The sequence below is a fragment of the Pseudomonas nabeulensis genome, from assembly GCF_004682045.1.
Lineage (GTDB): Bacteria > Pseudomonadota > Gammaproteobacteria > Pseudomonadales > Pseudomonadaceae > Aquipseudomonas > Aquipseudomonas nabeulensis.
The window spans coordinates 21680-34118 of record NZ_QUZT01000070.1 but is presented as its reverse complement, the minus strand read 5'-3'; the positions used below and the strand labels follow the sequence as shown (position 1 = coordinate 34118).

The window sequence follows — 12439 nt, the reverse complement described above, 5'->3', positions numbered from 1 at the left end:
CTGGCATTAGGGCTTGCCCTCCCACTTTTTGACCTTCGCCCATCAGTTGGCGATCACTGCCCCTAAATCCTTTCACCGCTGGTGCGTTTCCAGAACAGGAATCAGAGGAGGGATCACGCAATGTCCGTCGCTATCAGCCAGATCGAAGACACCCAGCTTCAGGAAACGCTTTACCAGTTCGAAGAAACACCGCTGCTGGCCCGCCAGCGCCAGCAAGAGTCCAACGCCCGCAGCTACCCTCGGCGCATTCCTTTGGCGCTCAAACGCGCCAAAGGTATTTACGTGGAGGACGTGGAGGGCCGCCGTTTTATCGATTGCCTGGCCGGTGCCGGCACTCTCGCGTTGGGGCATAACCACCCGGCGGTGATCGAGGCCATCCAGCAAGTATTGAGCGACGAACTGCCCTTGCACACATTGGACTTGACCACCCCGGTCAAGGACCAGTTCGTGCAAGACCTGTTCGGCCTGTTGCCGACCGAATTGGCGCAGCAAGCGAAGATCCAGTTCTGCGGCCCGACCGGCACCGATGCGGTGGAAGCCGCGTTGAAGCTGGTGCGTACGGCCACTGGGCGCAGCACCGTGTTGTCATTCCAGGGCGGTTACCACGGCATGAGCCAGGGCGCCTTGAGCCTGATGGGCAGCCTGGGGCCGAAAAAACCCTTGGGCGGCCTGCTCAGCAACGGTGTGCAATTTCTGCCTTACCCCTATGACTACCGTTGCCCGTTCGGCCTGGGCGGCGCGGAGGGCGTGCGGGTCAACCTGCATTACCTGGAAAACCTGCTCAACGACCCGGAAGCCGGGGTGGCGCTGCCGGCGGCAGTGATTGTCGAAGTAGTACAGGGCGAGGGCGGTGTGATTCCGGCTGACCTGGACTGGCTGCGCGGCCTGCGCCGCATCACTGAACAGGCCGGCGTGGCGCTGATTGTTGATGAAATCCAGAGCGGTTTCGGGCGTACCGGCAAGATGTTTGCCTTTGAACACGCCGGGATCATCCCGGACGTGGTGGTGATGTCCAAGGCCATCGGCGGCAGCCTGCCGCTGGCGGTGATGGTGTACCGCGACTGGCTCGACACCTGGCTACCGGGCGCCCATGCCGGGACGTTCCGTGGCAACCAGATGGCGATGGCGGCGGGGTCGGCGGTGATGCGCTACCTCAAGGAGCACGACCTGGCTGGCCATGCGGCGGCGATGGGCGAGCGTCTTGGCGAGCACCTGCGCATCCTGCAGCGCGATTTTCCGCAACTGGGGGATATTCGGGGGCGCGGGTTGATGCTGGGCGTCGAACTGGTGGACCCGAACGGTGCGCCAGACGTGCAGGGCCACCCACCGGTGCATCGCCAGCTGGCGCCGCTGGTGCAGCGCGAATGCCTCAAGCGTGGCCTGATCCTGGAGCTGGGCGGGCGGCATGGCAGCGTCGTGCGCTTCCTGCCACCGCTGGTGATTACCGGCGCCGAAGTGGACCGCGTGGCCGAGATTTTCGGGCGTGCCCTGGCGGCAGCGGTCGCCAGCCTCTAATTTTTCGGCGGCTTGGTACGTTTCTACAACTATCAGCGCTGCGCGTGGTGCGCAGCCAGTTTTTTTGCGATGGAGAACAGCAATGACCTCAGTATTCGACCGCGACGACATCCAGTTCCAGGTAGTGGTCAACCATGAAGAGCAGTACTCCATCTGGCCCGACTACAAGGCCGTGCCGGAAGGCTGGCGCACCGTGGGCAAGAGCGGGCTGAAGAAGGAATGCCTGGCCTACATCGAAGAGGTGTGGACCGATATGCGTCCGTTGAGCTTGCGTCAGAAGATGGACGCTACGGCACTGGTTGGCTGATCCACCGCAATCCAATGTGGGAGGGGACAAGTCGAATCGTCGCACCGCCCCTCCCACATAACGCACTACTGCGGTGTATGGGTGTAGAGATAATCCGTCGCCAACGACGCCAATGTCCTCACGCCTACCACCAGCGCCGACTCATCCACAAAGAATCCCGGATTGTGATTCGGTGCAGCCTTGCTCATGTCCTGGTCCTTCGGCGTCACCCCCAAGAATACAAACAGTCCAGGCGCCTCCTTGGCATAAAACGAGAAGTCCTCGGCACCGCCCACCAACGGGGCTTGCACCACATCATCCTTGGCCGCCCAGCGCAGGCTTGGCAGCATTTTTTCGGTCAGCGCCGGGTTGTTGATGGTGGGGTCGTACTTCTCGATGATGGTGACTTCGGCCTTGGCCCCACCGCTTTCAGCGATTTTTTCCACGGTCTGGCGCACGTCCGTATGCAGCTTCTGGCGGATGCCATAGTCGTAGGAGCGAATGGTGCCGGTCATGTCCACCGACTCGGGGATGATGTTGTAGCGCGTGCCGCCGTTGATGGTGCCAATGCTCACCACGGACGGGAATGACGAGATATCGGTGCGGCGGCTGACCACGGTCTGCAGGCCGACAATGGTCTGCGCACCCACGGTGATCGGGTCGATACCGTCCCAGGGGCGACCGGCGTGGGTCTGTTTGCCGAGGATCTTGATGCGCAAGTCATCGGAACTGGCCAGGGTCGGTCCGGGGCGGTAGGCAATCTGGCCAGCAGGCACGCCAGCCCAGACGTGCAGGCCAAACACTGCGTCTGGCTTGGGCGCTTTCATCACACCTTCCTGCACCATCATTTTCGCGCCCCAGGTGTTTTTGCCGTCGGGGATGAAATCACTCGGGCCTTCTTCGGCCGGTTGGAAGTAAAACACCACGGTGCCCGGCAGGCGCTCGCGCATGCCGGTCAGAACTTTCGCCGTGCTGAGCAGGATAGCGACGTGGGCGTCGTGGCCGCAGGCGTGCATCACGTCGACCTCTTTGCCCAGGTAGGTGCCCTTGGCTTTGGAGGCGAAGGGCAGGTCGGCGACTTCCTTGACCGGGAGTGCATCCATATCGGCGCGCAGGGCGACGGTGGGACCGGGCAAGCCACCTTTCAGTACGGCCACCACGCCCGTGCGCGCAACGCCGGTTTTGACTTCAAGGCCCAGCGCTCGCAGTTGTTTGGCGACCAGTTCGGCCGTGCGGGTTTCGGTATTGCCCAATTCGGGGTGGGCATGAATGTCGCGGCGGGTTTCCAGCAGCGCCGGCTCAAGAATCTTCGCTTGGGCGGCGATTTCCTCCCGGGCGCTGTCCTGGCCGCTGCTGGCGGCCATCACGGCACTGCTTGCGACGGCGCACAGTGCGCCAACTATCCATGGGTGTGTCAGACCGGTTAAACGCATAAAAGCCTCTCCTGAGTTTATTGTTGTTGATCTTTCTCCTGCACAGTGCCGGCGGTCACCACCTGCACGCTCAAGCGCGGCGTCGCCAGGTCCAGCCCGGCTTCATCCAGATGGCGCTTGAGGGACAAGTTGAACGCCCGCGACACTTCCCACTGCTTGATCGGTGCCGTCTTGAAACGCGCCCGCAGGATCGCACTGCCGGACTCAAAGCTTTCCACGCCCTGAATCTCCAGCGGCGACCAGATATTGCGACGCTGCAACGGGTCGTTGCGCATCTTCTGGCCGACATCGCGCATCAGCTTGATGGCGTCGTCGATTTCCATGTTGTAGGGGATCGCCACCCGGAAGATCGCGTAGCCGAACTCCCGCGAGTAGTTCTTGATGCTCTTGATCTCGCTGAACGGGATGGTGTGCACAATGCCGTCGATGTCCCGCAGGCGCACGGTGCGGATGGTCAGGCCTTCTACCGTCCCCAGGTGGCCGCCCACGTCCACGTAGTCATCGATGGCCAGGGAGTCTTCGATGATGATGAACAGGCCGGTGATCAAATCCGCCACCAGCGACTGGGCACCAAAGCCGATGGCCAGGCCGATCACACCGGCACCGGCCAGCAGTGGCGTGACGTTCATGCCCATGTTCGCCAACGCCACGATGGCGGCGATGATAAAGATGGTCACGAACAGCACGTTGCGGATCAGCGGCATCATGGTTTGCGCACGGGCATTGGCCAGGCCTTTGCGCGAGCGGGTAAGGGCGTGGTGGATCGCGGTGTCGGCGAGGATCCAGATCAGCCAGGCAAACAGCAAGGTGCCGGCCAGGCCGAACAGCTTGACGCTGACTTCGTGGCCGTCGCCTTCGGTAAAGCGGATCAGCGACAGGCCCCATACCCGCAGGCCCAGCTCGATAAACACCAGCCACACCAACAGATGGGCCAGGGTGTAGACGAAGCTTTTCAGGCGCTCGGAATACAGCGCGTGGCGCTTGTGCCCACGTTGTGGCTTGAGGGCGTGCCGGCGCACCAGGCCGTTGATCACCATGCACAGCACCAGCAACACAGTGCAGAGCAAGGATTGGCGCAAGGCGGTGCTGGTATCGCCAGCAGAGACAAACGTGGCGAACAGCGAAATGCCCACCAGCAGCAAGGCTGGGATGTACCAGAACGAGCCGACGATCTCGATGGTGTCGCTGAGGGCGCGTCGTGTCAGACGACGTGACAGCGGCTGGTTGCGGATCAGGTGGGCGATGGGCCGGCGGAACCGCAGGATAAACACGCCGGTGGACAGGGCGGCCATCACATTGGCGACCGTCGCGGCGGTGTGGGACAGATGCTGACCCAGGGCCTGTACCAAACGTGGATCGCTCAGGGCTTCACCAAAGGCGGCAAAGCTGCCGATCCACCACAGTGGGCGGAAGGCCTGGTGGCGCAGGATATACAGGGCGCGGTGGCGATGCGGGCCGTCGAGCAGGGAAAACGCGATGACACAGATTGCCGAGAAGCACGTACCCACCACCAGCGCGTAGGCCAACACCATGGCCAGGGACTTGCCCAGGGACGAGGGCAGCGCGTAGCTCAGGTACACCGTGATCACCAGGGCGATCAGCCACGGGCCTAGTTTGCGCAGGGCGAAGCGCACCATGTCCCAGGTGCGCGGGTGCTGCGGCAGCTCTTCGGGCAGGCCGAAACGTTCGCGTACGCGGTGGCTGAGCCAGATCAGCGCGTAGGCCAGCAGGCTCCACACCGCGAGGATCAGGGCAAAACCGAAAATGATCGGCAGCCATTCATTGGCCGGCAGCATCAGGGCGCCCAGTTCGTCCTTGGCCTGGTCGAATTCACTGGACCAACGCCCTAGCGGGCTGTCGGCGCCGGAAAACTGCGACTCCAGGCTGGCCAGGGTGCCACCGATCAACCCCAGTACGCCTTCCTCGGCGGCAGGTTGGGCCTTTTGCGTGGCTTCGCGGAGTTTTTTCAGGTCGCTCAGCAACTGAGTGCGCTGCTGGTCGTTTTCCAGGGTCTTGATCACCTCGTCCAGTGATTGACCCAACGGCACATCGGCCTGGGGCTGGGTCTTGGTGGAGTTACCCAGCAGGCCGGGCAGGCTCACCGCCTGGGCAGGCGCCAGCGGCAGCAAGGTGAGCAGGGTGATCAGCAGGAAACAGGGCAGGGCAAACAGACGGGAGAACACTAGGCGGTCAACCTTGAAAACGACGAGTTGACCGAGTGTACGAGGGCATGGGTCATTCGGCCAGTTTGGCGAGAATTTTGTAGACCACGGTGCCCAGGATCAGCAGCATGCCGATCCACATGCCAAATACGCCAACGGGTTTGTCACGAAAGTTGAAGCCTACGGCCAGCAGGATCATGCCGATCAGGATCGGGACCAGCATGGCGTGGAAGGAGGACATGGAGATCATGGTGCGACGGCCTTGTCGGAGTGGGAATACTGACAAGTCTAGGCCGGATTACGGGAAATGCAGCTGACATGGATCAGGTGTACACAAAACCAATGTGGGAGGGGGCTTGCCCCCGATTGCGGTGTATCAGTGCCAGATTTGTCGACTGACACTCCGCTATCGGGGGCAAGCCCCCTCCCACATGGAAGACTTAGGGCAAGTCACGACTCGCGTAAAACGCCCCCAACACCTTCACCAAATGCGCCAGGTCATGGCTGCCACACAGTTCACGAATGGAGTGCATGGCAAACGTCGGCAAACCGATGTCCACGGTGCGCACGCCCAGGTGGCTGGCGGTGATCGGGCCGATGGTGGAGCCACAGCCCATATCGCTGCGCACCACGAAGCTCTGCACCGGTACTTCTTCGGCCATGCACAGATGGCGGAAGAACCCGGCGGTTTCGCTGTTGGTGGCGTAGCGCTGGTTGCTGTTGACCTTGATCACCGGGCCGGCGTTGAGCTTGGGGCCGTGGTTGGCGTCGTGCTTCTCGGCGTAGTTGGGGTGTACGCCGTGGGCATTGTCGGCCGATACCAGCAGGGATTTCTGAATGGTCCGTACGAATTCATCACCTTCGGGCAGCAGGCGACGCAGGGTCTGTTCCAGCATCGGGCCATCGGCGCCGCAGGCGGAGCAGGAGCCGACTTCTTCGTGATCGTTGCACACCAGCACGCAGGTTTCATCGGTGTCGCTGGTGAGTAGGGCTTGCAGGCCGGCGTAGCAGGACAGCAGGTTGTCCAGGCGCGCGCCGGCGATGAAGTCGCCGTTGAGGCCGATCACGGCAGCGCTTTGGGTGTCGTAGAAGCTCAGCTCGTAGTCGAGGACGACGTCGGCGTTCAGGCCGTGTTCGCGTGCCAGTTGCTCGGTGAGCACGGCGCGGAAGTCCACGCGCTCATCACCGGCAAATTGCGCAAGGATCGGCGGCAATTCGGTCTGGGCATTGATCGCCCAGCCCTGGTTGGCTTCACGGTTCAGGTGAATGGCCAGGTTGGGGATGATGGCAATCGGCAGCTTGAAATCGATCAGTTGGCTTTCGACCTTGCCGTCACGGCGGAAGGTCACGCGACCGGCCAGCGACAGGTCACGGTCGAACCACGGCGCCAACAGCGCGCCGCCGTAGACCTCGACGCCCAGTTGCCAGAAACCCTGGCGTTGCAGCTCGGGCTGGGGCTTGACCCGCAGGCACGGGCTGTCGGTGTGGGCGCCGACCAGGCGGATGCCACCTTGCAGTGGCGAGTGACGGCCGAGCTTGAAGGCGATGATCGAGGAGTCGTTGCGGGTCACGTAATAGCGACCATTGGCCTCGGTGGTCCAGGTGTCGCGCTCGTCGAGACGCTGATAACCCGCCGCTTCCAGGCGCTGGGCCAGGGCAGCAGTGGCATGAAAAGGAGTAGGGGAGGCCTTGAGGAAGTCGATCAGGCCTTGATTCAACGCTTCGCGCATAAATAGCTCCAGACAGCAATGCGCGGAGTTTACCGTTCGATGGCGAGAACTGCACATAACAAATGTGGGAGGGGGCTTGCCCCCGATGGCGGTGTATCTGTGCCAGATGTAGTGGCTGACACTCCGCTATCGGGGGCAAGCCCCCTCCCACATTTACTGTATTTGCAGCTTTAGAACGGCGCTGGGCACTCAAAGCGCAAACGCTCGCCACTCTGTGGGTGGGTGAAGCTGAGCATGCTCGCGTGCAGACACAGGCGCGGCCACGCAGCCAAGGCCTGTTCATGGGCATACAACCCATCCCCCAACAGCGGATGGCCGATCGACAGCATATGCACCCGCAGCTGATGGGAACGCCCGGTAATCGGCGTCAGCTCCACACGGCACCAGTCGCCACACCGCTCCAGCACTTTCCAGAAGGTCAGCGCATGCTTGCCGAACTCATGGTCCACCACATGGCGTGGCTTGGTCGGCGGGTCGTAGCGCAGGGGCAGGTCGATGCTGCCGCTGTCCAGTTCCGGTTGGCCCCAGGCCAGGGCGGTGTAGGCCTTTTCGGTTTCACGGTCGTGAAACTGGCGGGACAGTTCGCGGTGGCTATCGGCGTCCCGGGCCAGCAGGATGATGCCCGAGGTTTCCCAGTCCAGGCGATGGACGATGCGGGCTTCGGGGTAGCCGTTTTCCTGCAGGCGGGTGATCAGGCAGTCCTTGTTGTCTTCGGCGCGACCAGGCACCGAGAGCAGCAGGGTCGGCTTGTTCACCACCAGGACGGCGTCGTCCTGATGCAGGATGTGGATATTGGACAGCGGCATTAAACAGCCTCGTAACAAACGCCAACGGCGGCTCGCCCACCCAGCCCTCAAACAGGGATCAGGGTGAACGAGCCGCCGTGGCGGCCGCCTGTTCGATCAACGATCAGGCAGGGTGATATTGAGTTCCAGAATCGAGCAGCTGCCGTCATTTTCCAGGGCGACATGTACGTCATCGTTGCCGATATTGACGTATTTGCGGATCACCTCGACCAACTCCTTTTGCAAGGCTGGCAGGTAGTCCGGTGTGCTGCGTTGGCCGCGTTCGTGCGCCACGATGATCTGTAGACGCTCTTTCGCGACCGACGCGGTCGTAGGCTTTTTGTTGGCGCGAAAGAAGTCGAGAAATTTCATTGATTAGTTGCCTCCAAAGATACGCTCGAAGAATCCCTTCTTCTTGACATCGAGGAAGCGATGTTCCACGGACTTGCCCAGCAGGCGATCAACGGCATCGCTGTACGCCTGGCCGGCGTCGCTCTGGTCATCGAGGATGACCGGAACACCTTGGTTGGAGGCTTTAAGGACCGCCTGGGATTCTGGAATCACACCCAGCAGGGTCACTGCGAGGATTTCCTTCACGTCTTCAACACCGAGCATTTCGCCGTTGTTGACACGCTCAGGGTTGTAGCGGGTGAGCAGCAGGTGTTCCTTGATCGGGTCTTCGCCTTTTTCGGCGCGCTGGGACTTGCTGGCCAGCAGGCCCAGCATGCGGTCCGAGTCACGTACCGAGGAGACTTCCGGGTTGGTCACCACGATGGCTTCATCGGCGTAGTACATGGCCAGGTGAGCACCGGTTTCGATACCGGCCGGGGAGTCGCACACCACGTATTCGAAGGTTTCTTTGAGCTCGGCGAGAACTTTGCCGACGCCTTCCTTGGTCAGCGCGTCTTTGTCGCGGGTCTGGCTGGCGGCCAGTACGTACAGGTTCTCAAGGCGCTTGTCCTTGATCAGGGCCTGTTGCAGGTTGGCTTCGCCGTTGACCACGTTGACGAAGTCGTACACCACGCGGCGCTCGCAGCCCATGATCAGGTCGAGGTTACGCAAACCGACGTCGAAGTCGACGATAACTGTTTTATGGCCGCGCAGAGCGAGGCCGGTACCGATAGCGGCGCTGGTGGTGGTCTTACCCACACCACCCTTGCCGGATGTAACCACGAGAATCTTGGCCAAGGTGTTTCACCCCTAAGGAAAAAGGACTTTCGGTCCCTGAAAAACATCTCTTGGAACTCGCTGCAGGCGGACAGCCTTGTAGGAAAAAATAATTCCTACACAAGTAATGCCGGTTTCGCTGTGCTATCAGAGTCTAGAGATGCTTGGAAAATGCGGCAGTATCCGTTAAAGACGGATGATGTTCAACACATCGCCCGACAGGTTGACCTGCACCGAAGCCCCCCACAGCGGATCACGGCGCAAATCTTCTGAAACCTTGTACTGGCCTGCGATGGACACTAGCTCAGCGGTCAACTGCTGGCAAAAAATACGGGCCTTGGTATCACCCTTGATGCCGGCGAGGGCACGTCCGCGCATCGGGCCGTATACATGGATGTTGCCATCGGCGAGAAGTTCCGCCCCCGGACTGACCGAAGAGATGACAACCAGATCGCCACCCTGGGCGTAAATTTGCTGCCCGCCCCGTACGGGCGAGGTGATGATCTTTGTAGGCTTGATCGCAGGCTCGGGTGGTTTTTCCGGTTTTTTCTTCTCTTCGCCGACCAATGGTTCGAGCGGACGCTCGCGGGCACCGGACGGCGGCAGTACTGGCAGTTCAATGGCGATGGCCGCGGCAATATCTTCGATACGGCTGGCACGAATCGCCAGGGTGCGCAGGCCATGGGAGCGGCACACACGCATCAGGCCGGGCAGGTCGATGTTGCCTTGGTTGGCCGGCAGTTTGTCCAGGGCCAGCACCAGCGGGGCATTGTTGAAGAAGTTCGGCGCCAGGGCGACCTTGGCGGCCAACTGGCGGTCCAGGGCGTCGAGGTCGTTGCGGGCCAGTTCCAGCACGGTGATGGCGAGCATGCTGCCTTTCAGCTGGAACACGGGATCTTGGTCTAGCGGTTCGGTTTGGCTCATGGTCGGCAAAAGCGGCTTGTCACGAAAAGTGTCGAGACTTATAACGAGAACATCCACTGGCCGCAAGCCGAGTCGAACCGTTGTAGAATGCGCGGCCCTTGTCTTTACCGGAATCTGTAATGGATCGCCCGCGTTTTCGAGCTGTATTTTTTCACCCGCGTTTTTGGCTGCTATGGCTGGGACTCGGCCTGCTGTGGCTGGTCACTCAGTTGCCGTACCGCGCGCTGCTGGTCATTGGCCGCCTGCTGGGTGCGGGGATGTACCGTGTGGCCGGCGAACGTCGCCGCATCGCTGCGCGAAACCTGGAACTGTGCTTCCCGGAAAAATCCGCGCAAGAGCGTAAACATTTGCTTAAAGAAAATTTTGCCTCCACCGGCATCGCGTTCTTTGAGATGGCCATGAGCTGGTGGTGGTCGCGTCAGCGTCTGGCGCGCCTGGCCCATGTCGAAGGTTTGGAGCACCTCAAGCAGGCTCAACTGGACGGCAAGGGCGTGATCCTCATGGCCCTGCACTTCACCACCCTGGAAATCGGCGCCGCGCTGCTAGGGCAGAAGCACACCATCGATGGGATGTACCGCGAACACGGCAACCCGTTGTTCGACTTTATCCAGCGCCGCGGCCGCGAGCGCCACAACCTCGATTCCCTGGCGGTAGAGCGCGAGGACGTGCGTGGCATGCTCAAGCTACTGCGCGCCGGTCGTGCCATCTGGTATGCACCGGACCAGGACTACGGCGCCAAGCAAAGTATTTTTGTACCGTTGTTCGGCATCCAGGCGGCCACCGTGCCCGCCACCAGCAAGTTCGCCAAATTGGGCAAGGCGCTGGTGGTGCCGTTCACTCAGCAGCGTTTGGCCGACGGCAGCGGTTACCGCCTGGTGATTCATCCACCGTTGACTGACTTCCCTGGTGAAAGCGATGAGGCCGATTGCCTGCGTATCAACCAGTGGGTGGAAGCCTCGGTGCGTGAGTGCCCCGAGCAATACCTGTGGACTCACCGGCGTTTCAAGAGCCGGCCACCGGGTGAGCCTAAGCTGTACGAAAAACGCCGTCGATAAGACGGACGAGCACTTGTGGCGAGGGAGCTTGCTGTGGCGAGGGAGCTTGCTCCCGTTCGACAGCGCAGCTGGAGCCGGCTTTTTGGGAGCGCTTCGCACTCCAGCGGGAGCAAGCTCCCTCGCCACAAACGACTGACCTTTCCCCACATGGAGTGATGCGATGCGCCCAGCTGAACCGGTGACAGGCTTGATTCTTTCCGGCGGTGGGGCGCGAGCGGCGTATCAGGTGGGGGTGTTGGCGGCGATTGCCGAGCTGTTGCCGCCGGGGGCGCCCAATCCGTTTCCGGTGATCGTGGGCACGTCGGCCGGTGCGATCAATGCGGTGAGCCTGGCCAGTGGCGCCACGGACTTCACGGCCGCTATCCAGCGCCTTACGGCGTTCTGGCAGGGCTTTCGCAGCCACCTGGTGTTGCGCAGTGATTGGCCAGGGGTGATTCGCCAGGCCGGTCGTTTCTTTATTCACAGCCTCTTGGGCCTGGGTGCGCAAGTGCCGGTGGCGCTGCTCAACAGCACGCCATTAAAAGCGTTGCTGAAAGATAAACTGCATCTGGACGGCATTGACGAGGCCATCCGCACTAAACACCTGCATGCCGTCGCGGTCACGGCCTTTGGCTACGAGTCCGGGCAAGCGGTAACGTTCTATCAAGGCGGCCGCACCATCGACGCCTGGTTGCGCCATCGGCGTATCGGCGTGCCCACGCAATTATCCGTGGAGCATTTGCTGGCCAGCTCGGCGATCCCCTTGTTGTTCGCCCCGGTCAAACTCGATCAGGAATATTTCGGCGACGGCGCCGTCCGCCAATCCGCGCCCATCAGCCCGGCGCTGCACCTGGGGGCCAGTCGGGTGCTGGTGGTGGGCGTCAGCGGCAACCCGCGTGGCAATGAACCGGCGGCGCAGCGTACCTTCACCGGGCAGGAGCCGACCCTGGCGCAGATTGGTGGGCATATGCTCAACAGCACGTTCATTGACAGCCTGGAAAGCGATATCGAGCTGTTGGAGCGCCTCAACCAGTTCAGCCATGCCTCGCCCGCGTTGGCGGCGGTGGAGGTGCTGGTGATCGCGCCAAGCCAGCCTATCGATGAAATCGCCGCCCGCCATCGCCAGGAATTACCGGCGGCGTTGCGTTTGTTTTTGCGTGGGCCAGGGGCGACCAAGACGAGCGGGGCAGGGGTGTTGAGTTACTTGCTGTTCGAGGCGGGGTATTGCAGCGAGTTGATCGAGCTGGGGCGGCGGGACGCGCTGGCCAAGCGTGAGGAAATCATGCGATTCCTGGGCTTGGCGCACGGCTAAATGTGGGAGGGGGCTTGCCCCCGATGGCGGTGTGTCAGCCACCAGATGCAGTGACTGATGCCCAGTCATCGGGGGCAAGCCCCCTCCCACA

Annotated in this window: 12 protein-coding genes; 4 read left to right on the top strand and 8 right to left on the bottom strand. The window is 61.7% G+C overall.

Features of this window, described 5'->3' with window-relative positions; genetic code table 11:
* The first annotated feature begins 120 nt into the window (after positions 1–120).
* Positions 121–1515: an aspartate aminotransferase family protein gene (locus tag DYL61_RS26275; RefSeq protein WP_135310761.1), complete on the top strand. Its 1395-nt coding sequence runs from the start codon at positions 121–123 to the stop codon at positions 1513–1515.
* 82 nt (positions 1516–1597) lie between these two features.
* The gene (locus DYL61_RS26270) at positions 1598–1822 is read left to right on the top strand and encodes an MbtH family protein (RefSeq protein WP_135310760.1); all 225 of its coding nucleotides are present in this window, start codon (positions 1598–1600) and stop codon (positions 1820–1822) included.
* 65 nt (positions 1823–1887) lie between these two features.
* On the opposite strand, the gene DYL61_RS26265 is transcribed toward DYL61_RS26270, so the two are convergent.
* The 8 genes from DYL61_RS26265 to minC form a co-directional block, all read right to left on the bottom strand.
* Complete coding sequence (locus DYL61_RS26265) at positions 1888–3234, bottom strand: amidohydrolase (protein ID WP_135310759.1); 1347 nt, start codon at positions 3232–3234, stop codon at positions 1888–1890.
* 17 nt (positions 3235–3251) lie between these two features.
* Complete coding sequence (locus DYL61_RS26260; protein WP_135310758.1) at positions 3252–5417, bottom strand: mechanosensitive ion channel family protein; 2166 nt, start codon at positions 5415–5417, stop codon at positions 3252–3254.
* A 52-nt stretch (positions 5418–5469) separates the two neighbouring features.
* On the bottom strand, positions 5470–5646 hold the full coding sequence (locus tag DYL61_RS31360; protein ID WP_167497999.1) for a hypothetical protein: 177 nt from the start codon (positions 5644–5646) through the stop codon (positions 5470–5472).
* Positions 5647–5836: 190 nt separating this feature from the next.
* Positions 5837–7126, bottom strand: coding sequence for a M18 family aminopeptidase (locus tag DYL61_RS26255; RefSeq protein WP_105694917.1), 1290 nt, complete (start codon positions 7124–7126; stop codon positions 5837–5839).
* A gap of 170 nt (positions 7127–7296) precedes the next feature.
* On the bottom strand, positions 7297–7932 hold the full coding sequence (locus DYL61_RS26250; RefSeq protein WP_135310757.1) for an RluA family pseudouridine synthase: 636 nt from the start codon (positions 7930–7932) through the stop codon (positions 7297–7299).
* A 96-nt stretch (positions 7933–8028) separates the two neighbouring features.
* A complete protein-coding gene (gene minE / locus DYL61_RS26245) occupies positions 8029–8283 on the bottom strand; it encodes a cell division topological specificity factor MinE (protein ID WP_010208824.1) in 255 nt (84 codons plus the stop codon).
* Positions 8284–8286: 3 nt separating this feature from the next.
* Positions 8287–9099: a septum site-determining protein MinD gene (gene minD, locus DYL61_RS26240; RefSeq protein ID WP_135310756.1), complete on the bottom strand. Its 813-nt coding sequence runs from the start codon at positions 9097–9099 to the stop codon at positions 8287–8289.
* Positions 9100–9264: 165 nt separating this feature from the next.
* Positions 9265–10002, bottom strand: a complete 738-nt coding sequence (gene minC / locus DYL61_RS26235) for a septum site-determining protein MinC (protein ID WP_135310755.1) — start codon at positions 10000–10002, stop codon at positions 9265–9267.
* A gap of 119 nt (positions 10003–10121) precedes the next feature.
* On the opposite strand from minC, the gene DYL61_RS26230 reads away from it, so the two are divergent.
* Together DYL61_RS26230 and DYL61_RS26225 are read left to right on the top strand one after the other, a co-directional pair.
* Positions 10122–11057, top strand: a complete 936-nt coding sequence (locus DYL61_RS26230; protein WP_135310754.1) for a lipid A biosynthesis lauroyl acyltransferase — start codon at positions 10122–10124, stop codon at positions 11055–11057.
* 160 nt (positions 11058–11217) lie between these two features.
* The gene (locus tag DYL61_RS26225; protein ID WP_135310753.1) at positions 11218–12348 is read left to right on the top strand and encodes a patatin-like phospholipase family protein; all 1131 of its coding nucleotides are present in this window, start codon (positions 11218–11220) and stop codon (positions 12346–12348) included.
* The last annotated feature ends 91 nt before the right edge of the window (positions 12349–12439 follow it).